This is a genomic window from Nonomuraea sp. NPDC050478, from assembly GCF_044458265.1.
GTDB classification, from domain to species: domain Bacteria; phylum Actinomycetota; class Actinomycetes; order Streptosporangiales; family Streptosporangiaceae; genus Nonomuraea; species Nonomuraea ferruginea.
Genome location: NZ_JBITHT010000013.1, coordinates 110,358 through 132,525, shown reverse-complemented (window position 1 = coordinate 132,525; position 22,168 = coordinate 110,358). Strand labels below are relative to the sequence as shown.

Here is a 22,168-nt window from a genome sequence, read left to right as displayed (position 1 = left end):
CGCACCCCTTACCCGTGCAGCCGTTCCCGCCGCGCTCTTTGGAGAAGAAGGCATGACCCGCTTCCGCTCGGCCCACCCCCTGCCGGTCCGCACCATCACCCCGCCGCGCCGGGATCGCCACGGCGGCATGTCTCCCGCGTGGCTGCTCATGCAGGCCGCCCAGTTGTCCTGGGAGATCCGTAACGTGCTGCAGCTGATCAACGGTATGCGGCTCAACCTTAGCGAGGAACTCCATGTCCATAGCGAGGCCAGCGACATGCTGCTCAACGCCGCCCACGCCACCGCTGTCATGGAAGCCCGGCTGCCGCTGGCCCCCGCCTGGAGCAGCGGCCCGCCCCGCGCTCGCTCCATTTTCGCTCAGGCCCGCGAGGCCGGCACCGAGCCGGCCGAGGTCCGCCCGGACGTGGACCTGACGCGGCCGCCCATCGACCCGCAGGTCAAACGCGACGTCGCGGCAGCCTACCGTGACGATCCCGACCCCGACGCGCAATGCGCCGGCACCACGCTGAAAAAGGAGCGTTGTGTCAAGACCATCGTCACCGGCATCGGCTCGGAGCACTGCGCCTCGCACCTCACCCCCGCCGAACGCCAGCGCCGTGACACCCTGCGCGCCGCCCAGGACCGGCGCAATCAAGCCATCCAGGACGCGCTGGAGGAGCACCGCGCGCGGCTGGCCGCCACCTGGATCGACCGCTACGGGCGCCGCCCCCACCGCGTCGAACTGCCCGCCGCACCCAGCCGTCTGCGCCAGGTGGCGCCCCTCGATGGACATCCTGGCCTGACGGCCGACACCGACGAGCAGGCCATGCTCGCCCTGTACGACACCGGCTGGCTGAACCTGTGCCCCCGCTCGGCTGAAATCGTCGACGCGCTGCTACAGCGTCCGCGCGCCACCACCGCCGCCTTGGCCGACCTCGCCGCTGCGGCCACGCCGGAGCGCTGGCCCAGCGGCGAACACTGGCTCGAATCCGACATCTGGGACGGCATCCGACCCCCCAACCTCATGCTGCCCGCCCCTGGCGAGGATCCCGAACTCGACGAAAACCCCAGCGTCCAGGTGCTGCGCGGCGCGCTGACCACGCGCCGGCGTGAGTGGGAGCTCTGGCAGACCGGCTTCGCCGCCCTGGTGGAGGCCTGCGACGACCCGCCCCTGGACACCATGGCTGACCTGCTGGCCTTCTGGCACGACATCGGCCTGCTCGTCGCCGATGGCAGCCAAGCGGGCGCACCCGTGTGGAAACTGGCGGCCCAGCCGCCCACCCCGTGGCGGGTCGTGCACACCCGAGGCCACCTCGTGCCACCGTACCAACTGGCCGCCGCGCTGGACTGGCTGCTCGACAGCGACACGCCGGAGGACGCCGAACTCCTGCCGTGCGAGGTCTTCGCCATCATCTCGCCCTCCGGCGGCGGACACTCCTTCAGCACGGTCGCTATCCACGGCGTCGCCAGCTGACCCACCCGATCTTATCGGTGCCGCCTGCTCGGCGCCCTGCCGGCGCCCTGCCGGAGCGGTGGCCCAGAGCGGCGCTCCGCCACAGCCTTGAGCGCCGCGCAGGCCAGGGGGCACGGCCCCAGGAGCGGACAGCAAGCCTGCGGCAACCACCTCGGTGCCGTGCGCTGACGAGGCGGCCGCCGCCGGGCCGGGACGTAAGGGTGCGCTGTTCAGGTGCCGAGGTCCAGCTCGCCTTGCTCGTGGGGGCCGTGCGGTTCCCGCAAGCCCCGGATGAACCCCTCACCCCGCTCGAAGCGGTGCACCAGGACGCGCACGAAAACGGGCTTGTTGACCTGCCTGCGGCTGTCCACGGTGCGGCCCGACTACTTCGATCGCCAGATGCAGATCCGCTGGCAGGAATGGGCGTGACCGGTGCTCGTGTGGCGGGCACTCACCTCCCTGCTGGCGATGTGCCTGCCATGGCTGCTCAACCGGCCCGGCCGTGACCCTGCGTTCGGCTCCGGGCCACTGGCCACCGTCGCCCAGGATCTGATCTCCATCACCGTCTACCTGCTCACCGCTCTGGCCTTCACCTGAGACGTGCTCGGCCGGTCGCACAGCAGTTGCGACCGCACTTCGAGCTCTTCTGTGAGATGGTGTCTGACGGAATGGGACGCCGCTGTCATTTCGGAATCGCGCGAGGTCGTGCGAGGTCGGAGGTTGGTGTGGCGCACCACTGCCCAGCCGGCAGTTGTCCGGTTGCGCCGAGTTCGCCGAACCACTGCAGCCCCTGGGCCTTCGCCCGTTCGAGATAGAGGCGTAGCAGGGCGGCACACGTACGGGTGTCGCTCTCAGCGTGGTGAGCTGTGTCGTGGTCGATTCGCTCGGCGGCGGCGCAGTCGGTGAGGCGGTGGGAGGGCAGTGGCGGCCCGAAGCGGCGTGCCAAGTTGAGGGTGCACAGGGTCATCAGGTTGTCGGGGGCGTATCCCGCGCGGGCGAATTCGACGCTGAGGACTTCGCTGTCGTAGCGGACGTTGTGGGCGACGATGACTGCGCCGTCGAGCATGGCTGCCACGTCTCCGGCGATCTGCGAGAAATGCGGTGCCGTCGCCAGCTCGCGCTCGGTGAGGCCGTGGATGTGGGTGGGGCCTGGCCGGCGTCCGGGGTTGACCAGGGTGGAGTAGGTGCGGTCTTCGCTGCCGTCGGGGTGCAGGCGGATGATCGCGATTTCGGCGATGCGGGCTTTGCGGGTGTCGAGGCAGGTGGTCTCGAGGTCCACGACGGCGTACGGCAGCGAGCCGATGCGGTGACGGCGTGGCGGTGCGGCAGCCGTGGGCGTGTCCAGGTTGATCGCTAGGGTGCGGTCGGTGGTGGTGGCGAGGGCGGTGATGGATTGCTGGGTCTCGGTACCGTCGAGGCGGCGGGCGTAGGAGCGGGTGAGGAGTTCCTCGCCGATGACGTCGTCGTACTTGTCGACGCGTTTGTCGGGGATCAGCGCGGCCAAGGCGAGGGCGTCGGGGACGCCCTCTGCGGCCAGGTCGGCCAGGAGGCCGGCGGCGGCTCGCGGGGAGGTGTCGCTGATCAGCAGCGCGACTCCGTAGCTGACGACGCTGACGCCGTAGGCATGCAGGGCCAGACCCAGCGTGGTCATGATGGCGTCGCCGCGGAAGGGGAACAGCAGGGTGTCGTTGCCGTAGCTCACGAGTGGAGAGTTGTGCAGGCCGAGGCGGCGGTAGGCGGCGCGGCCCTCGGCGAGCAGGCTCTGGGCGGTGGCGTTCAGGTAGGCCGGGACCGTGGTGACCTCGTACAGGCGCCGCATGGTGGTGCGGATGCGGTCGTGGACGAGCGGGCCAGCGCTGGTGAAGCGGGGCGGGCGGCCGCCGGAGGCGCGGGTGACCTCGATGAGCTTGGCGTGGGTGTCGATGGTCAGGATGCGCCAGCGGCGGCCGGCGAAGATGATCAGGCCGCCTTCCGGGAGGGGGTGTTCGATGGGCAGGCTGCCGAGTGTTCGGCCTTCGGTGACGATGCGGTATTCGGTGGGGGCGGCGAAGGCGGCGTAGAAGGTGTGGTGGTTGATCAGCCGCTCCCCCGTCTCGGCGGGCAGCAGGAGTCCGTCGTTCTCCTGGCGGATGAGGTCGGCGGCGGCAAGGTCGCGCAGCAGGATGGCGAAGGCGGGGCTGTCGACGGCGCGGAAGGGGCCTTGCGCGCAAAGAGTGCGGTATGCGTCGGCGGGGGTGATGCCGCCGTGCTGGGCGATGAGGGACAGGATCTGCTGGGTGAGGGTGGACAGGTGCAGGGCTTCGGCGGTCGGGGGCTCGTACCAGCGTTGCAGGAGCAGCTCGATGGTGGCGATGGACTGGACGAGCTGGGCGCGCAGTTCGTCGGCCGGGTGGATGGCCGGGGTGGCTTCGGGCTCGCTGACGTACAGGCGCAGGATGGCCGGTCCGCCGCGCCGTCCGGAGCGGCCAAGGCGTTGCCGCAGGGCGGCGACGCCGGGTGGGGCGCCGATCTGCGCGATGGAGGTGACCGAGCCGATGTCGATGCCCATCTCCAGGGTGGAGGTGCAGACGGCGGTGGCCGGGCGGGTGCGATCCTTGAGACGGGCTTCGGCGTGCTCGCGGATGTCCTTGGACAGGTTGCCGTGGTGCGGGACGAACTCCTCCGGTACGCGGGCGTTCTCGCAGCGGCGGTTGAGCAGGTCGGTGTAGTCCTCGACGGCGGCGCGGGAGCCGGCGAAGACGAGGTGGTGGGAGCCGCGCAGCGTGGCGAACAGGTGATCGGCGATGGCGAGCCGGTCGCCGGTGGCGACGTCGTCGGCGGTCACCTCCTCGCCGAGGGCTTCGTGGGCGGCGCGGGCGCGCGGGTCGAGGGTGGGCGCGGTCTGGACGTAGCCGCGGATTTGGAGGCGGAGCTCCTGGGCGTCGCTGCTGGAGACGATCACGGTGACGTCGTCGCCGGCGCGCGGGCGCAGGTAGTCGGCGGCTTTGCCCATGTCGCCAAGGGTCGCCGACAGGCCGATGCGGGGAATGCGGCGGCGGGCCGCCAGGTCGAGGCGGTGCATGAGGGACTGCAGCTGAGCGCCGCGTTCGGTGCCGATGAAGGAGTGCAGTTCGTCGATGACGAGGTAGCGGGCGGACGCCATGAGGTCGCGGATCTTCCAGCCGCGCAGGACGAACATGGCCTCCAGCGACTCCGGCGTGATCAGCAGGATGCCCCGGGGGCGGTCGAGCAGCTTGCTCTTGGATGAGGCGGCAACGTCGCCGTGCCAGCGGGAAACCGTGATGCCGAGGTGTTCGCAGAGCTGGTCGAGCCGGCTGTACTGGTCGTTGATGAGGGCCTTCAGCGGGCTGATGTAGACGGCGGCGAACCCCATGGTGTCCGGTTGCTCGGTCAGGGTCGAGCAGATGGGCAGGAACGCGGCTTCGGTCTTGCCGGAGGCGGTGGCGGCGGCGATGAGCACGTCCCGGTCTCCGGCCAGGATCGGCGCGACGGCGGCTTCCTGCGCCTCGCGCAGTTCGCGCCAGTTCTGCTGCCAGATCCACTGCTGGATCTTGGGGTGCAGGCGTTCGAAGGCGTCAGAGCCGGAAGGAGGCGAGGTCGTCATCGCCGGGCCTTCCGTCGATGTCCTCGTCGAGCGGGGCGAGGTCGGGGTTGGTGTCCGGCACCGGCTCCACCGAGGGTAGGAGCTGCCGCCAGTCCACGCCCGGGTTCTGCTCCAGCACGGCCAGCAGGTCGCAGAACGCCTTGATGGTAGTGCGGGGCGTGCGGAAGTAGGCCTCGCCGATGCGGTTGGCGCAGTGGTACATGAACGCGGCCAGCGCGTCGTCGGCCAGCAGGTAGCGGGCGGGGTCGCCGCCGGCTTGGACGTGGCGCAGCTTGGTCAGCAGGACGTACAGGTCCTCCTGGGTGAGCGCGGCCAGGCGCAGCACCGGGCCGGAGTAGTCGACCAGGCCGGCGGCGGCGAAGGAGTTCTCGGCCAGCCGTGACTGCAGGGCCGGGTAGCTGAACAGGCCGCGCCGGGTGTCGGTGAGAAACTCCGGAGTGCCGCCGAAGACGAACCCGAGGTGCGCGGCCGTGCCCTGCAGAGTGTCGTTGAGGACGCGCAGGATCTGCTCATAGTTGGAGTTGCGGGCCTGGGTAGAGGCCAGCTTGTAGAGGTTGACCATCTCGTCCAGGCACACCAGCAGCCCGTCGTAGCCAGCCAGCCGGACGAAGCGGCTCATCAGCTTCAAGTGATCGTGCACGGTGGCGTCGTCGATGATCGTGCGCACGCCCAGCGCCGAGCGGGCCTCAGTCTTGGTGGCGTACTCGGCGCGCAGCCAGCGCACCGCCGCCGACTTCAGCTGCTCGTCCCCGCTGTCGTGGCCGCGCCAGTAGGCGCCGACGACCTCGGCGAAGTCGTAGCCGCCGGTCATCTCGCTCAAATGGGCCAGCCTGGCTCGGATGACCTGCGACGGGTCGGCTCCGGTCTGCTGGGCCTCGGCCAGCGCGGTGGATACGAAACGTTCCACCACACTGCTCAGCGCTCCCCCATCCGGTTTGGCGCGGGTGGCCAGGTTGCGCATCAGCTCGGCGTACAGGCTACGGGCCTGACCGCCGCTGGAGTGCAGGCGCCGGTCCGGGTTGAGGTCGGCGTGCACCGTGACCAGCTTCTTCTCCATCGCGATGGAACGCACCAGATGCAGGAAGAACGTCTTGCCGGCGCCGAACTCACCGATCACGAACCGCACCGCCGACCCACCGTCGGCAATCCGGTCGATGTCGGTCACCAGCGCCTTCACCTCGGGCTCGCGTCCCACCTGGATGTGACGCTGCCCGATGCGCGGCACGACGCCGGCCCGCAGGGACTGCAGCAGGGCGTCACGCTCTCGGGGACGGATCGCGGTCGATGTCACGTCAGCATCTCTCCCAGCAGGTTCCGGTCGACCCGGATCGGGTCGTCACCATCCAGCAGCGGCTCGCCCGCCAGCTCGTAAGCGGCCTCGTTGATCCGATCCAGCGCGCCGTCCGGCAGGAGCTTCCAGCGCGCCGCCAGGTGCTCGAACCGCGCCCGCGAGACCTGCTCGCCGGAGGCGAGCTCACGCACCAGTCCGGAGTGCTGCCCGTCCAGCCCGGCCACGGGTGCGGCGGCGGGCAGCGGCGCGGCGGCCGGCGGTGTCTCGTCCTCGGTGAAGATCGAGCCCAGCAGCGCGCCGACGCGTGCGGTCTCGGCCAGCTTGGCCGCGATCGCCGCTTCGTCCAGCCGGACGAGCGGGGCGACAGTCTGCTCAGTCCGCTGCGGGATGGCGTAGCCGCGTTCCGGTTGCGCCGGGCGGACGACGACCGGTTCCGTCGCCGGCATGGGCCTGGTGCTGACCGCCAGGAGAGCGGGGTCGAGCTCCAGCAGGCGGTAGATCTTGGTGAGCGTCTTCACCTCGTCCGGCGAGATGCGGCCGTCGGCCCCGGCCACGGCGGTGAGGAATTCCGCCACGTACTGGCGCTGGCCCGCATCGATGCCCGCGATGCGGCGGGTCAGGCCGGTGAGCTTGACCGGGGTGACGGTCAGCCAGCGCAGGTGCGCGTGCAGGCGCCGCCGCTCCTCGGCGGTCAGGTGCAGCGCCCGCTCCAGATGATTGCTCAGGTGGCGTTGCTCGGTCTCGTCGAAGTCGCCGTCGGCGGCGCTGACCGCCGCCGCCAGATGCAGCAGCAGCGTCGCCGCCTGGTAGGCGTCGGAGGCCGCCGCCGTCGGGCCGTCCGGCGCCGTGAACAACACCATGGATCCCGAGGTGAGCACCGCGCCGCCCAGACGCGGGTCGGGTTCGACGCCGACGCCCGCCCGGCCCAGCACCTGAGCCAGGGCGACGACGTCCTTCTTGACCAGCTTCGCCGCCTGCGGTGAGGAGATAAAGGTGGAGAACTCACTTACCGGTACGACGGCGAACTCCCGCGTATCCAGTCGCTGGTGCGCCCACGCGATCGCCTGCCCGGCAACACCACCAGACAGGTTCATCAGCTCGGCCGGCAGCAGCGCCTGCGCCTGGACCGAGCGCTGCCCGTCGGGCACCCGGCCGAGGTAGCGGCTGTAGGCCTCAAGGTCAGACGTGCACTCGTCGGCCAGCGCGACCAGTTTGCGGGTCGGCGCGGCGTATCCGAGAACGTCGGGGATGCCGGGCAGGGTCAGCGCGGCGACGCCGCGGAAGCCGGCGCTGGCGGGCCGGTAGTCCAGCGTGACCTCCTTGCGGCCGGGCCGCACGAGCAGCCCCTTCCCGTAGCGGGCGGCATAACGCCGCAGGAAGAGCGCGTCGAACTCGGCGGCACAGCGGGTGGCAGGGGTGCGCGGGTAGTACTCCGGATGCGAGCGGATCCAGGTCAACGCCCATTCAGCGGGCACCGGTACGCCTTGCGCCGCCAACGCCCCCAGACCGGCGCGCAGCCGCAATGGGGGCGGGTAGTCGCGCGTGGGCGGCGGCGCCGGATCCCGTTCCGGAGCTCCTGTCGCGAGGAGGTCCAGCACCTGCTCGAACTGCCCTGCGTAGCGATTGAAGGCCTTCTGTCCCCCGTAAATGCGCAGGAGACGGCGCACTTCCTGGTGGATGATCGGCAGTTCGAACGCCGCGCTGGAACGGTCCCGCTGCAGGTCGTGCAGCACCCGCCGTTCCAGCCCGTAGAAGTAGAGGAACACATAGCCGATCGGCGCCTGCGGAAAGCGTCGCCCATCCGCGAGCCAAGATAGATAGGCGGCCCTCGAGTGGGGCGGAATGTCGCTGTAGGACGGCCAATAGTCCAGTCCCTGCCCGCCCCAGTCCGGGCGGCGCAGGTCGACGGGCAACGCCGGGTTGATCAGCGCAGGGTCCGCCGAATAGCCCGACGGTGCGGTCAACTGTGTGCCGACGTAGAGGAGCCCGCCGACGATGTTGTAGCCCGCGAGATTGATTCCCGTTCCTGGGCGCAGCCACGGGTCCGCGGAGTTGTGGGGGCGTACCGAAAGTGCTGGTGGAGCGGGAGCGTGCAATGCGTGGCGATCGCGCCGGGGATCCGCTGCATGGTGCACCGGTCTCGACGGCAGCACTCCTGGCACCTGAGCGGGTTCACGTCGAAAGCGGTCCAGAAAACTCACCGATCACCTCGCCAACCCCGTGGGCTCAACGCTTGAGCAACAGGCAATGCGCCGAGCCGTCCCCAGCCACGGATGGCACTTTAGACCTCCGGCATACCGTACGCAGACACGGCGAGACCCCTCGTTATCATTCTGATTCCTCAAGCGATGACTGAAATACAGATTTCGGTCACTCCGATACCGAAAAGCTAAGAAATGATACGACTGTCCATCCGGGCGCACACCAGAAGCGAGCAGTTCCCAGAAGGCACGGACCCAATGCAGCTCGTCGCTGGTTGAACGAAGCCCCCGTCGTGTCGTTGCGTATGAAGCGAGAGCCCTCATGTACACCACCAAACATTCGATTCTTCGCATCACAGACGCATCGCGGCCTGTGGACAGAATCCATGAGGCTTGGCCGGAAATGTCGGACGCGATGAAAGAAGACTTGTGGCGGCGGTGGCGCGCCGGTGACTCCATCAGCGTGACCTCCCGGGCACTGGGCGAGCCCCCAGGGTCGGTTTTCACGGTGCTGAACACCATGGCGGCATCGCGCCGGCCGAGCGGGTGCGCCGGGCCGGCCGTTTGAGTGCCGAGGACCGGGATCGATCTCTCCGAACCTGTCAAACCTAGTGAGACGTCAGGCTACTTGCGTGCTTTGTGGTGAGATACCAGTTTCGGTGTCGTGGGTGGCTGGTTGATCCACACCTTGGTCGGCAGCGGTGGCGGGTAGGGTCGCCGGCCGCGGAACCGTTCCGGACGCGCATGGAAGGCCGCGTGGAGGGTGGCGATCCGGCGGGACTGGATGTGCACGGCGGTGCCGTCATGTACCGAGGCGGGCCTGTGGATCGCGATCCCGGAGTGACGATGCTCGTGATTGTAGTAGCGGAAAAACTGGCCGCAGAAGACGTTGGCGTCTTCGATGGAGCCGAACCGGCCGGGAAATACCGGGCAATATTTGAGGGTTTCGGACTGCGCTTCGGAGTAGGGGTTGTCGTTGGACACGTGCGGTCGGGAATGCGATTGGTCGATACCGAGGAGCGCAAGCAGACCGGTGACAGTGTTGGAGGTCATCGACGTGCCGCGATCGGCGTGGATGGAGCGGGGCGCGACGGCATCGTTGGCAGCGATGGCTAAGGTTGGGAAATCGCCTTTCTTGAGTTCCAGCCTCGGTATGAAGTGCTGAACGTCGATGTGTAGATGCCGCCGTTGCCCAAGGGAACGCTCCAAGCGAGAAGGAAACGTTTTGGCCGATCGTCTGCATCGATGGTGAGCTTGTAGGTGATATACGAATCAGGTTGTACTTCCTCGACGTCACCGTCGAGCCAGGAATTGAGCAGGGCCCGCAGTGGTCCACTGGTGTCCGCGACAGCGACAGCGCCCGAATAGGTACGTCCCTTGCGCTTCATGCGGCTACCATGAGCGACCATCTCCCGGACGACCGACGGGCCAGCGGTACCTGCGACGATGAGCGCGTTCCAGGCATCCGCTTCAGGTCCTAGCAGCTGCAAGTCGTCTGCTTTCGCGCGCGGCCTATCCGGATACACCGAAGAACTGCGCAGAACGACATAGCGGCCCCGGAACCCCTCGTAGGAGCGGATCGTCATGTCGAAGTCATCTTGTGTCTCGCGATTATGCAGGCGACCGCTCGCTTTCCCTCCCGTCAGGCTCTGCGTGAAGCCACCTTCGAAAGTGAATGAGGCCGCAGGCGTGCTCGCCAGCGCCAGATCGAGAGCCGCGGCGAGTTCCGCGCTCGTGCCGGGCGGAGGTGAAGGGCGGCGATCAGTGCGCTTCGGGGCCGGGTCTCGCTGACCGGTGGCTGCCTGCGAAGCTCGTGTGTCTGCCGTGGCGGCGGCGCTGCGCGCCTGCACAGGAGGAGGATTCGGCTGAGCGGGAAGCTTGTTGACGGCGATTGCGGTTGCTGCGCCTAGCACGATGACCACTGTGGCGGCTATCAGGGCCGCGCGACGAGTGCCGGCCGCAGGCGCGGAAGGCTGAACTGTGGGCCAGGCCGGTTCCGCGGCCGGCATGACCCAAGTCCGATCCAGCCGGGCGATGATGTCGGTGGCCGCGTCCGCCGCTGCGATGGCAGGCTGAGCGTGCCGTTCACGCCAAGACTCGGCTACCACAGCCATGACCTCAGAGGCCGACGGCCGAAGCCCAGGATCTTTGGCCAGTGTCCTGTCGACGAGCGTACGCAAGGGGCCCGGGACGGCGGAGGTGGCGACAGCCTCGTGCAACACCTTGAGGGCGAGCACTTCGGGACGTGCCACGCCGTAGGGGGGCGATCCGGTAGCCGCGTAAACGACCAGCAACCCCCAGCCGTACACGTCGGCTGCCGGTCCGGTAGGTGCGTCGCTGTACTCTTCGGGGCTTACCCATCCGGGTGAACCGATCCAGGTTCCGGTCCGGGTCATCACTGTCGCGTCGAGCGCCCGGGCGATGCCGAAGTCGACCAGTTTGGGACCGGCCGGGGAGAGGATTACGTTGGATGGCTTGAGATCGCGATGAACGACTCCTGCGGCGTGCACGGCGACCAATGCTTCGGCCAGACCTGCAGTCAGGCCGAACAGCTCATCATCGTGAAGCGGTCCATGACTGGTGACCCGGCTTTCCAGGGTCGGTCCGGGCACGTATTCGGCGGCCAGCCACGGCTGTGCCGCGCCCACATCAGCATCGATGATGCGCACGACGCACGTTCCTTTGACCTTGTCGAGCACGGAGACTTCTCGCGCGAATCTGGCGCGGAACTCCGCATCAGCGGACAGGGAGGCATGAATCACTTTGACCGCGACGCGCGCTCCGCGCAGATCAACCCCCGCGAACACGACGCCCATGCCGCCCACGCCGAGGCGGCCCACGATGCGATAGGGGCCAGCGTGCTGCGGGTCTCCGCTCCGGAGGGGAAGTAACGCTGTCGTCGGCTGCAGGAGTCCGGTCACCGCTCTCCGTCCGAGCACAAGGTAAACGTCAACTGGTCAACACCGCAGAAGTACAGAGGTCGTTGTATCCCATGTACCTCACCGTGTCGAGGGCGCGATCGAGGACGGGCGCACGAGCAGATGGAATTGAGCGTCACGCCCATGGGGCTCGAGGTCCCCATCGCCGTAATTAGGCGTGGTGAAGCAGAACTAGGGTAACGGCCCGAGTCCACTTCGGAGCCGGGCCGCGTCCAAGATTGGTGTATGAATTCGACCACTCTGCGATCTAAATCCCGTTTAAGCAACACTGACATTGTTAGTCACGATCATGTCAGTGGCGTCTTCTTGTGTCTTTCTCTCGGCGCCCTGTGATACTCGGCCAGGATCTCCAGGCCGAGATAGCGGCGCCTTCCGGTCCACTCGTCGTGCTGCTCGGCCAGCACCGTGCCCACCAGCCAGATGAGGGTCTGCAACGGTCTCCGGGGTAACTCCTTGCAAAGGAGAGACACCTGATGGTTACTGTGGTCCAGGCATCGACGGAGATCGACCTGGAGGACGGCGCGCAAGCAGTCTGAAGAACAGCCGCCGCGCTCCCAACACCATCGACACCTACCTGTCGGCCATCAACGACTCCGCCCACACCTGGTATCGCGCCTGGCAGCACGGCGGACTGCAAGCCTTGCGGTCCAAAGGGCCGAGCGGGTCGTCGTGCCTGCTGACCGAGCAGCAGATGGCGTTCCTGGAGCACGCGCTGGACTCCGGCCCGGCCGCCCAGGGCTGGACCGAGGACCAGCGGTGGACCCTCGCCAGGGTGACCGCGCTGATCGAGCAACTCTTCCGGATCTCCTACACCCTGCGCAGCACCTCCTACCTGCTGCACCGTCTCGAATGGAGCCCCTCAGGTACCGCAAGGCCGTGCCGCCGAGCGCGATGAGGACACCATCGCCACCTGGATGAAGGAGACCTGGCCCAGCGTGGAAGGACCGCGCGGGATCAGGACGCGTGGATCTGCTTGGAAGACGAGGCAGGCCAGTCACTGAGGCCACCGAAGGCCCGCACCTAGTCCCGCCGGGGACACCCCGGTCGTCACCGTCACCGGCAAAGTCTCCGGCCGCCTCTCCGTCAGCTCCACCGCCCAGACGCCTCAGTGCCGCAGCCGAAGCCGCCACCCAGGACGAAGCCACACCCGCTGAAGCACGTCCGATCATCAAGGTGGCGTAGCGGCCAGATCGTTCAGGGTGGCGTAGACCACAGGCCAGCACATGTCGACGGTATCCCTGTCGGGCGGCTCACCCATGCGGACCTGCTTGTGCGGATGCACCAAGTTCCGGTAGTCGCGCAAGGTGTGGCAGAACTTCTGCACGTCCACACCGATGAGGCGGTGCTGGCGTGCCAGGTTGATGAGGTCGTGCAGGGTACGTTGCTGCGATGGAGCCGCAGATGCGCCTAACCGGGCGTGCAGGGCATCGAGCAGGACTCCTTCCAGGAGGCTTCCCAGCATGATGATCGCGGCCACGTGGCAGCCGTTGTCGGTGCAGGTGCGGGCCTCGTCCAGGCGTCCTTGCAGAACCTTCGCGAACTGCGGGTCCCCGACGACCTGGGACATCGTCACTTTGAGGGTGACCGGTGCGAGGGAGCCGGGTGAGGCGGATCCGGGTTCGCATTCGACGATCCGCGGTCGTCCTGCCGGGCGTTCGACTTTGTACCCCTCATGTACGAGGAACTCATTGATCACTTTGGTAACCTGAGCTGCCGTGTCTGGCGGCTCGCCCATGTATTCCCTCTGATCGCACAGGCGGAGGATGACGCGTTCTATGTCGTCGACGTGGTCGCGTCGTTCGCGAAGGCGTTGGGTGATCCATTCGAGGCGGGAGCCGTCGTCATAGTCGGCGACGTCTGCCCATCCGGCGTCTTTGAGGAATTTCGGCAGTTCCCAACTGCGTCGCGCGTACGGCATGTCGTCGCCGCAGACAACACGACCGAGTTGACGCAGGGTGTTGTCGTCAAGGCGTTGCATCGCGGTTCCCGTCGTCGTCGTGCAGGGTGATGGGCTCCCAGGAGGAGAGAAGGGCCGGCTGGCGAGTCTGGACGGCTCCAGGGTTGATGCCGCGCCTGTCCAGCTCCTGCCACAGGGGCTCCAGGGCGGCGTCGGGATCGAGGTAGAAGTCGCTTTCGCGTAGCCGCCACAACTCCCAGCCCGCACGCCGCAGCTCCTGCTCACGGCGAATGTCGTGGCGTACTTGATCGGGAGTGCTGTGCCAGGCCCGGCCGTCGCATTCGACGCCGAGCCTGCCTTGCGAACCGACCACCACCAAATCGATGTGCTTGCCACCGGCGGGCACCTGCGGCACGACGCGGTAGCCGCGTTCGTGGATGCGAAGGTAGACACGTTGCTCGAAGAGCGATTCGAAGGGACGCTGGAGGTTGTCAGCACACACATCGGCCGGTTCTTGCTGGCCGAACTCGTTCAGCGCCGGGTTGGACATCCACGTCAGCAGCGAATACCGCAGATCGTTGTGCTGGAGCCGGTGAGCCGGGATCGAGGTGAACAACCACATCTGATCCCGTGCTCGGCTCGCCGCCACGTTGAACCGCTGTTGTTGCACGGTGCTACTGGCGATCTGGGGAGGGTCCGTGACCACCATCGACAAGAGGATCACATCGCGCTGGTCACCCTGGAAGTCTGGCGGTTGTCCCCAGCGCAGGTCGTGACGCTCGACGTCGGCGGCGTCGAGATGCTCGTTGATGAGGCGTTCCAGGAGGCGGACTTGTCCCTCGCCTTGGAGCACGATGACACCGAAAGTCTTGTTGGTGTAGCGGGGGTCGGCGAAGAGCTTGCTCAGCGTTTCCACGATCTGCTCGGCTTCCGCCTTGTTCCTGATCCGATGCTCAACGCCTTCGACGTAGCCGTCTTGGACATGGACGACCTTGAGCGGGTCGAGTCGTTCGGCGCCGAATTGGCGCAGCGGGACGAGGCTGTCGCGGTAGAACTGCTTGGATGACCAGCCAATAATCTCGGGCATGCACCGGTAATGATCGGTGAGCAGGACGACGTCGGGGAAGCGTGCGCGCAGCAACGCGTACAGGTTCGAGGTCGGGGCGAAGTCGTCCCGGAAGGCCGACCGTACGTTCGGCAGGTGCTCTTGGATCCGCTCATGGATGGGTTTCAGCTCACCGTAGGAGCTTCTCGAGGGCGTGCACTGCTGGTCGTCGCCCACGACGATGACGTGCGGGGCGAGCCAGAGCAGGAAGGCGGAATCGACCCGCATCTGGCTGGCCTCGTCGACGATGACGACGTCGAAGCAGTCGGGCGCGGGCTGGATGGTCTCCACGACCAGCGGCAGCGGCATGATCCATGCCGGGACCGCCTCCCGCGCGACGCTCATGGCATCGCGCACGCCTTGCCGGTAACGCTCGACGTAGCGCTTGCTCGTGCCCTTGCCCAGCTCGGTCACCCGGTTCTTGTAGGCCTGCAGGCCTTGGCGTTGCTGCTGCGTCATCCGGGTCAGGCAGTGCAGCCAGGCCGTTTGCGCCGCCAACTCCGCAGTGATGTCGCCAACGGTGCGTTCTGCTTCCTCCAGTGCCGAGGTGAGTTTGCGGTCCAGGTCGGGATCGCTGAACCGGCGGCAGTATGCAGCGGCCCTGCCCCAGTGCCATGCGGCCGCGAAGGTGGCCAGCCGATCGGTCCAGTGTGGATCGGTGGGTGAGGCGGCGATAGCCGCGGCCATCGACGGGTGCGCTACTGTGATCTTGTCCAACAGCTGCTCGCAGCGCCGCTGCTCATGCTTCCTGACGATGGCTGCGGCAAGCGCATCGACTCCCTGCTCATAGGCGTAGGGGTCCCGATCGTGGACGGCGCGCTGCAGGGCCTGCGTCACGGCTGCTGCGGTCTCGTTCGGCCGGGGTGTGAGGTGCCCGGTGATGAGGTCCAGCTGCGTGGTGGCGTGCCTGGCGATGATCTGGCGTCGGCTCCACGCAATGTTTTCCAGCAGTTCGTCCCATCCGTCAGCTGCTTGGATGAGGTGGCGCAGGTTGTTGTAGCGCAAGACGGCACCGATATGTTGGACGGCGCCGCCGAATGACTTGATCGCGGTCAGGTCGCTGGCTCGGTCGCACAGGTCGGACAACTGCGCGAGCAGCAGACCTGACTTCGGCATAGCACCGGCGTGCTGCCAGTACTCGTCCAAGACAGCGACGAGGGCCTCGGCTTCAAGATGTATCAGCAAGGCCTCGACACTCTTGTAGGTCTGTGGTGGCCGGCCGTCGACACTGCATCCGGCTAGGAGCCGTTCGGCGTCGCGAACCGCCTTGGGTCGAATGAGCCCGCGTTGAGCCCTGTTGACCAGGTAGTGGCTCAGGTCTTGTGCCGCGCGGACTCTCGCGCGTTTGACGTCGAGTTCGGCCGGAGCCAGGACGACATGGCAGGGGCCGAGTCCGGTGAGGGCCTGCTGCTGGCCTACGGCCTTGCGGGTCATCTGCTCCAGGGTCTGCCACAAAGCTTGGTCTCGTTGTGCTAGGCCGCACCTCAATGCGGTGGTGCGCCAGTCGGCCTCGTCCCAGTGAGCGGCTCGGTCGGGCACGCCGAGCCGGTGCAGCGCGTCCAGCGCCGTGTTGCAGTGCCCACTGATGGCCTCGACTTGATCGGCCGCAAGCGCGGCCAGTTGCTCGCCGAGCGGAGTCGGTGCGGGTTCATGCTCATGTGCCATCGCCGCGGCGAAGGCGCGAAACTCGGTCGGCGAGCAAAGAGCGCTGTCGGGGGGCAGGAATTCACGCGACAACCGGACTCGATCCGGGTCCGCGCTGTGCAGCAGGTGAGCGAGCTCCTGCCCCTCCGTCTCCGTCAAGGGCGGATCTGGCGGCACCGGATCCGGAAGTGGATCGATCCAGTCGAACGTGGAAGCGTGCTGTCGCACGGCTTCGACGATGCCGGCTCGCGTGCCCTCATACCCTGGAGCTGGGCTGAACGTGAGCGTTTCGCTCTCACGCAGGCGGAAGACCTGCTCTTGGAGATGGGCCCGCTGGTGCAGCGCCCGGGCCCGCTGATCACGCAGTTCCGTGATGGTGTGGCGGATCTGTTTCGCGTCGCTGCTCGCCACCCGGTCCGACAACGCCGAGATGGTACGGACCAGCATGTCGGAGCCTTTGGCATAGCGGTGGGAGAATTGCACGCATAGGTCCTGCAGAGCGGACGGGAGCTGGTCGCGCACGACCTTAAGGGCCTGGTCCTTCGCACTGGTGACCAGGACGCGTTTGCCGCGTGCCAGCAACGCGGCCATGAGGTTAGCGATGGTGTGCGTCTTACCAGTTCCGGGAGGTCCTTGGACGACGACCGCGGTGTCGTGCTGCAGGCGTTGCAGGACGGAACGCTGAGCTGCGTTGGTGGGCAGCGGGAACAGCGGATCGTCACCGAGAAGGAGATCGACCTGCCGGCCGGAGCTGGTGCGCCAAGCGATGCGTTCCTCCTTTTCCAGGTCGAACACGAGCTGGGCGAGCCCGAGGGGGGCGGGAACGTCAGGTTTTTCCAGTGTTTCGAGGATGTGCTGGTAGCAGTCGACGAGGAGATCACTGTCGCGCTCACGGATGATCAGCGCGGGCGCGACAGCGGTGATGGGGATTTCGTCTTCTGGGTCCGGCTGGCCCCACGTCCGATCGAATGGTGCGGAATGGCCGAATGCCCGTGAATGCCATTCTTCGAGCAGGTCGCACACATCATCGGAGAGAGGGTGATGCCCGCTTTTCTGCAGCGACTTCCACAAGGGTTCGACCCGATCGGCGGCGAACCCGTCCTCCGCTTCGAGAAACTGCCGGTCCTCAAACCGCGGTATTGCTTCCTGGGCGATTTTCACGGTGATGGTGGTCGTTTCGCGGTTGATGAGAAGTTCGACCCTGACGGTGATCAGATGGCGGTGAATTCTCTTCCTGTCCTGCGGCGCCGAGCGCAGCAGCCCCACTGCGAGCACGGCTTCGAGGGTGTCGTCATGCTGATCGATCTGACGGGCCGCTGATAGAAGTTGTGTATAGAGGTCGCGACGCGGCTGGGCGCGTCGCTCGGCTTCAGCCCATCGATGCCAGGCCTCCAGCCACGCCTTTCCTGCGACCGCCCCAGGCTCGTAGGTGGGCTCACTGCCCAGCGCGGGAATCGGAGACGTGCCACTTACGGGGACCGGTTCTCGCTGCGGGGTCGGATCACGAAAGGCCGGCGCACTACCCCACGGATTTGCGAGCTGGCGACGGTCGACACGGCCATCGAGGGCAGGCGGCGGATCTGGTGGAGGCAGGTGAGGCTCGTACACCAACTCCAGAAGAGTCTCATCGCTGTGGTCGCGATGGACACGTGTGTCCTCAGGCAGCTCGGCGAGCCACCAGACATTTGGGTAATCACGACAGTCACGAATCGGCTTCTTTCCGGCGCGAGCGAGATCGCGCAGGTACCTGACGAGGCCGATGGTGGTCTCGACGACTTTGGAATCTTGGGAAGTTCTCGCGGATGATGACGGCATAGTGAAGGGGCACCCTTCTGACAGCCCAGCCCTTCAGAATGCATGACCGGCAAGAACTGCTCAAGCATCGCGGCCAAAGTGTCCTTAAGGGATGTCTGTATGCATCTAATAGCGACCCTCTCAATTTATGCGCTCTCCCATCGAGGGCTGATGTAACCGAGCGATCTTTCGAGTTGCTCATTTCGGGATCAATATCGAAATATCCCTGATGAGACATCGAATCCGTGCGCTAAAGAGGTGACGATTCCTCCACGAAGAGAAAGCTTCTCGGCGTCATGCAAGGCACGAAGGTATCCATGCCTGGCTCTCCCAGTCCGGGTCTCCCGTCTGCGGCGGCCCAGTCAGGCCATTTCGACTACTCGGAATGTCCCACGCGTCGGCATCAGGCTCGCGCGGCCAGCTCGGCCCCACTTGGTGAAGACCGGCTCCCTGCATCACACCGGCTGTCATGGTGCCGTTCGTGAGACGGGTGGATTGAGGGTAGCGAGATGCTGTCTGACATGGCGATCGGGCGAGATCATGATGTGTCAGGAGCTTTCGCATCGTACTCGGCCCGCTGAGGGCCTGTGGTGGGTGCCACTGAACCCGCAGGTGGTGCCGGACCGCTGGAGGAGCACGAGAATCACGCTGCTGGATATGGCGAAGCGCGGGCTGGCCCGGCGGAGTCGGCGGTGTCTTGATCGTCGAGCGTGGGTGTGGTGCCGCCCGGTGGCGATCGGGCTAGAAGGTCGGCCGCCAGAACTCGAGGTGGTCGTTGGCGGCAGGGAACGATGAGCGCGTTGAGCAGCCTTTGGGCCACGCAGCAGTGCGCGGGGCGGTTCTTGGCTTCGCTTAAGTCGAAGTCCTTCAGCCGGCCGCTGATCCCTTAAGAGTTCACCATTGATCGTCTGTATGGGTAGATCTACGTTGTCTCGCCGTGAACCTCGTCTGTAACGAGATAACGCAAAAGATTACCCAAAATGATTGATCAGCTGAGCGATGCGCTATCAAGATGGGGGCGGAGAGCGAAGCAGAAGCGTGCGGACTCTACCGAGCCCGCACGGGCAGCGGAGCGGAGGAGCCGTTATGCCGTGGGCCAGCGATGAGTACGCTGACCCCCTCTCTGCTGGGAGCGCGCCGCCGGTGACGGTTCTGCTGGATCCGCAGGATGAACGCGGCGTCGTCGATGCCGCGCTGGCGGCGCACGCGCCGGAGCACGGCTGTGTGACCGTACATCCGACGCCCGCAGCAAGTGGGGATCAGGTCCTGGCCCATGACCTGCTGCTAGCCCTGGGCAAGCGAGCGATTCCGCTGACCGTCGAGCAGTTACCGGAGTCCTCCTCGGCTTGGGCAGCCGTGGCTACCTGGATGCGTATCGCCCGTATCACGACGTTGGTCGTGCCGCGGCCGACGCCGTACTCGCCGCGGAGATCAGGCATATCCACGGGGAGTTCGACGGCACCTACGGCAGTCCGCGCGTCACCGCCGAGCTGCGGGCACAAGGTCGCAGGGTCAACCACAAGCGGGTGGCGCGGGTGATGCGCCACTCCGGCATCGTCGGGCTGCACCTGCGTAAGAAGGTGCGCACCACGGTGCCGGAACCCTCGCATCAGACGGTGCCCGACCTCATCAGGCGGGACTTCACCGCGCCCGCCCCGAACCGGCGCTATGTCGGTGACATCACCTACCTGCCCGTCGGTGACGGCCGGTTCCTCTACTTGGCCACCGTGCTGGACCTGGGCTCACGCCGGCTGGCGGGCTGGTCGATCGCTGATCACATGCGCACCGAGCTGGTGACCGACGCGCTGCGGGCCGCGGCCACGACGCGGGGCAGCCTGGACGGTGCGATTTTTCATGCCGATCATGGGGCGCAGTACACCTCGGCCGAGTTCGCCAAGGTCTGTGCCGAGCTCGGGGTGCGCCAGTCCATGGGAGCGGTCGGCTCGAGCGCCGACAATGCCGCGGCGGAGGCGTTCAACGCCACTCTGAAACGCGAGACGCTGCAGGGAGCCACGCGGTGGTCCTCGGCGCGTGAGGCCCGCCTGGCGGTGTTCAAGTGGATCACCCGCTACAACACCCGCAGGAGACATTCCACCATCGGCTACCTCAGCCCGATCGACTACGAGCAGCAGAGCATCGATAGGGTGCAGCTCGCCGCATAACGACCGGTGTCCACACTTCGGGGCGAGCCCCCGGGGCAGCCTCACCCCCACAGCACCACCGACAGCCATGCGACGGCATGGGCTACCGCTCCGACGACGACCAGGAAGACGGCGTCACGCAGCACCGTGATGTGGGTCGCCATCGTGTTCTCGCCGGTCCTGACGGCGCGGGCGTAGGCTGCGGCGAGCTCTCGGTGGATTGGCGATTGCTGGCGCGACAGGCGGGTGGTGTCAATCCAGCCGATGTCCTTGCGGGCAACTGTGACCGCTGCGGCGCCCAGCAGTCCCAGGGCGGTGCCGAGCGCGCCGACGAACCAGATGAGGAAAGCCCACAGCGACAGGCTCGCAACGATGCTGGGGACACTGGCGAAGATCACCACCAGCAGCCCGAGAGCCGTGGTGAACAGGAATTGGGCACGGCCTCGGATATGCTCCAGATCGCTGTGCTGCCGGTCGAGTTGCCGCCGGCCCTCGTCGATCACGGTGGTCAGGTCGCTCTCCTGCCAACCGGTCATGTCGCCAGGCTCGAGTCTGTGGACGTCGTAGACGGGGACCCGCCGTCCCGGCCACAGGCCAAGGACATACTGCAGATACACCCCGCCCTCAGATGGAAGCGGGTCCTTCTGCGCCATCACGACTCGCTGAGCCAGGCCGCCACGGCGGCGCTCACCGGGGTCGCGACCTGCTCGGGCAAGAACAGCCACTGACCGGCCGGGTTGACATCCAGCAGGTAAGCGCCATCGTCGGCCACGGCCCAGTCCTGGCTGCTGTAGCCCAGGCCCAACGCCTCGGCTAAGGCGCGGGCGCCCTGAGCGATCTCGTGCGGTAAGGCGGTCACAGAAAAGGACCGATGGGCGATCGGCGCGGCCCGCCAGTCAAGCGGTTGGTGCGTGGCGTCCAAGGCGGCTCCCCACACCTCATCACGCACCGTTACAACCCGCAGGTGTGATCGTGCGATGATCCGTGTCTGCACCAGGAATGGCGCGCCCGCCAGCGCCTCCAGGACAGTGTCGTCGGCATGCACAGGGGTCGCGAAGAGCGTGTACGGCTCATCGCGGTCGAAGAAATGTCCCGGCCCCAACGGTTTGACGACGATGTCGGGCCCCACGGCATCGGGCACCGCGGCGATGTCGTTGGTTACCACAGTCGCCGGGGTGGGAATGCCCAAGCGCCTAGCCGTGGTTTGCTGCACCAGCTTGTTCTCCGCCGTGACGAGCGAATCGATGCCGGTGAGCCAGTCCACGCCGCAGGTGCGCAGCACGGCCGTGAGCAGGGACAACCATGCGGTCTTCTCCGCCGCCTCGACCGACTCGATCACCACGCCTCGCTGCCAGTCGGCGGGAGCCAGCCGCCGGATCCACCCGCGTGTGCCGATCCCCGGCGCGATCACCTCAGCCCGGTGGTGTTTGCGCAAGCTCAGCCGGGCGTCCTGCCACGTATAGGTGGTCTCAGCCAGCGTCGCAGCGTTGACGATCCAGCCGTCGCGAGGCCTGGCCAGCCGTGTGGCCACGGCTTTGACGTGCGGATCATCGGGATCTCCGATGATCACCCACTCTGCGGAGCCAGTCATGGCAGGGGCAGTCCGGTACCCGCCAGCCCAGCTATCGCTCGGTCATTGTCGATGGTCTCGATCTGCCGGGTCAGTGTCGTGTCCGGTGGAGGCTCGTCCCCTTCAGTACGTGCAGGCTCGGCCAGCAGCCGATACAGGCCGCGCTGTGCACCGCGTGCCGAAAGGACGACGCCGTCATCACAAAGGGTCACCCTTTCACGATAGTGGGACATCAGTCAGTTTGGCGGCAATCCCGAGACGCCCAGTAGCGCGAATGAAGCGTCTTCGTCGATCGTTTCGATGGCCTTGGTGTTGATCGTGTCCGGCGGGTCCTCAGCCGCACCCGCTTTCGATGTGGACTTCAGCAGGCGATAGAGGGAGGCCTGCCCCGTTTGGGGGTCGCTTGCGATCGTCACGACTGCCACTGTAACGGGCGGTGGCACCCCGTACCCCGGCTCCGCGCACAGAACGCGCCGCAGCGCGACCTGCGCACCAACTGCGGCGGCTCTCGTCCGCGTCCGCCACGAGCCCTAAAGGAACCGCTCCATCC

At 66.8% G+C, this 22,168-nt stretch carries 15 protein-coding genes and 1 pseudogene; 4 read left to right on the top strand and 12 right to left on the bottom strand.

Annotation, left to right across the window (positions count from 1 at the left end; genetic code table 11):
• The first annotated feature begins 52 nt into the window (after positions 1-52).
• Positions 53-1,453 (top strand): hypothetical protein, encoded by a 1,401-nt coding sequence (locus ACIBF7_RS43195; protein WP_397199736.1) that lies wholly within the window; start codon positions 53-55, stop codon positions 1,451-1,453.
• 209 nt (positions 1,454-1,662) lie between these two features.
• Here the strand turns inward: ACIBF7_RS43195 and ACIBF7_RS43190 are convergent, their stop codons facing one another.
• Positions 1,663-1,803, bottom strand: a complete 141-nt coding sequence (locus tag ACIBF7_RS43190; RefSeq protein ID WP_397199735.1) for a hypothetical protein — start codon at positions 1,801-1,803, stop codon at positions 1,663-1,665.
• A gap of 61 nt (positions 1,804-1,864) precedes the next feature.
• Between ACIBF7_RS43190 and ACIBF7_RS43185 the strand changes: the two genes are divergently transcribed.
• A complete protein-coding gene (locus ACIBF7_RS43185) occupies positions 1,865-2,029 on the top strand; it encodes a magnesium transporter (RefSeq protein WP_397199734.1) in 165 nt (54 codons plus the stop codon).
• A gap of 85 nt (positions 2,030-2,114) precedes the next feature.
• On the opposite strand, the gene ACIBF7_RS43180 is transcribed toward ACIBF7_RS43185, so the two are convergent.
• The 6 genes and pseudogenes from ACIBF7_RS43180 to ACIBF7_RS43155 form a co-directional block, all read right to left on the bottom strand.
• Positions 2,115-5,036, bottom strand: coding sequence for a DEAD/DEAH box helicase (locus ACIBF7_RS43180; RefSeq protein WP_397199733.1), 2,922 nt, complete (start codon positions 5,034-5,036; stop codon positions 2,115-2,117).
• Positions 5,008-6,327, bottom strand: coding sequence for an ATP-binding protein (locus tag ACIBF7_RS43175; protein WP_397199732.1), 1,320 nt, complete (start codon positions 6,325-6,327; stop codon positions 5,008-5,010). Before ACIBF7_RS43175 ends, ACIBF7_RS43180 begins: the two co-directional genes overlap by 29 nt.
• Positions 6,324-8,528 (bottom strand): TerB N-terminal domain-containing protein, encoded by a 2,205-nt coding sequence (locus ACIBF7_RS43170; protein WP_397199731.1) that lies wholly within the window; start codon positions 8,526-8,528, stop codon positions 6,324-6,326. Before ACIBF7_RS43170 ends, ACIBF7_RS43175 begins: the two co-directional genes overlap by 4 nt.
• Before the next feature lie 624 nt (positions 8,529-9,152).
• Complete coding sequence (locus ACIBF7_RS43165) at positions 9,153-9,737, bottom strand: integrase core domain-containing protein (RefSeq protein WP_397199730.1); 585 nt, start codon at positions 9,735-9,737, stop codon at positions 9,153-9,155.
• On the bottom strand, positions 9,641-11,449 hold the full coding sequence (locus tag ACIBF7_RS43160; RefSeq protein WP_397199729.1) for a protein kinase: 1,809 nt from the start codon (positions 11,447-11,449) through the stop codon (positions 9,641-9,643). The genes ACIBF7_RS43165 and ACIBF7_RS43160 overlap by 97 nt, the downstream gene beginning before the upstream one ends.
• Positions 11,450-11,754: 305 nt before the next feature.
• A pseudogene (locus ACIBF7_RS43155) lies at positions 11,755-11,895 on the bottom strand (IS256 family transposase); the annotation flags it as partial.
• Between the two features lie 65 nt (positions 11,896-11,960).
• Here ACIBF7_RS43155 and ACIBF7_RS43150 point away from each other — a divergent pair.
• Complete coding sequence (locus ACIBF7_RS43150) at positions 11,961-12,362, top strand: winged helix-turn-helix domain-containing protein (RefSeq protein WP_397199749.1); 402 nt, start codon at positions 11,961-11,963, stop codon at positions 12,360-12,362.
• Between the two features lie 273 nt (positions 12,363-12,635).
• On the opposite strand, the gene ACIBF7_RS43145 is transcribed toward ACIBF7_RS43150, so the two are convergent.
• Together ACIBF7_RS43145 and ACIBF7_RS43140 are read right to left on the bottom strand one after the other, a co-directional pair.
• Positions 12,636-13,445, bottom strand: a complete 810-nt coding sequence (locus ACIBF7_RS43145) for a hypothetical protein (RefSeq protein ID WP_397199728.1) — start codon at positions 13,443-13,445, stop codon at positions 12,636-12,638.
• Positions 13,432-17,928, bottom strand: coding sequence for an AAA domain-containing protein (locus ACIBF7_RS43140; RefSeq protein WP_397199727.1), 4,497 nt, complete (start codon positions 17,926-17,928; stop codon positions 13,432-13,434). Before ACIBF7_RS43140 ends, ACIBF7_RS43145 begins: the two co-directional genes overlap by 14 nt.
• A gap of 1,325 nt (positions 17,929-19,253) precedes the next feature.
• Between ACIBF7_RS43140 and ACIBF7_RS43135 the strand changes: the two genes are divergently transcribed.
• Positions 19,254-20,069, top strand: coding sequence for an IS3 family transposase (locus tag ACIBF7_RS43135; protein ID WP_397199726.1), 816 nt, complete (start codon positions 19,254-19,256; stop codon positions 20,067-20,069).
• 41 nt (positions 20,070-20,110) lie between these two features.
• Here the strand turns inward: ACIBF7_RS43135 and ACIBF7_RS43130 are convergent, their stop codons facing one another.
• From ACIBF7_RS43130 to ACIBF7_RS43120, 3 genes are all read right to left on the bottom strand, one after another.
• A complete protein-coding gene (locus ACIBF7_RS43130) occupies positions 20,111-20,701 on the bottom strand; it encodes a hypothetical protein (RefSeq protein WP_397199725.1) in 591 nt (196 codons plus the stop codon).
• Positions 20,701-21,618, bottom strand: coding sequence for a RimK family alpha-L-glutamate ligase (locus ACIBF7_RS43125; RefSeq protein WP_397199724.1), 918 nt, complete (start codon positions 21,616-21,618; stop codon positions 20,701-20,703). Before ACIBF7_RS43125 ends, ACIBF7_RS43130 begins: the two co-directional genes overlap by 1 nt.
• Positions 21,619-21,854: 236 nt before the next feature.
• Positions 21,855-22,034 (bottom strand): hypothetical protein, encoded by a 180-nt coding sequence (locus ACIBF7_RS43120; protein WP_397199723.1) that lies wholly within the window; start codon positions 22,032-22,034, stop codon positions 21,855-21,857.
• Positions 22,035-22,168 lie beyond the last annotated feature (134 nt).

What these genes read in the sequence shown, in the direction of transcription:
- ACIBF7_RS43140 (WP_397199727.1), bottom strand. Translation starts at nt 17,928, where the DNA reads ATGCCGTCATCATCCGCGAGAACTTCCCAAGATTCCAAAGTCGTCGAG.
- ACIBF7_RS43130 (WP_397199725.1), bottom strand. Translation starts at nt 20,701, where the DNA reads ATGGCGCAGAAGGACCCGCTTCCATCTGAGGGCGGGGTGTATCTGCAG.
- ACIBF7_RS43180 (WP_397199733.1), bottom strand. Translation starts at nt 5,036, where the DNA reads ATGACGACCTCGCCTCCTTCCGGCTCTGACGCCTTCGAACGCCTGCAC.
- ACIBF7_RS43145 (WP_397199728.1), bottom strand. Translation starts at nt 13,445, where the DNA reads ATGCAACGCCTTGACGACAACACCCTGCGTCAACTCGGTCGTGTTGTC.
- ACIBF7_RS43195 (WP_397199736.1), top strand. Translation starts at nt 53, where the DNA reads ATGACCCGCTTCCGCTCGGCCCACCCCCTGCCGGTCCGCACCATCACC.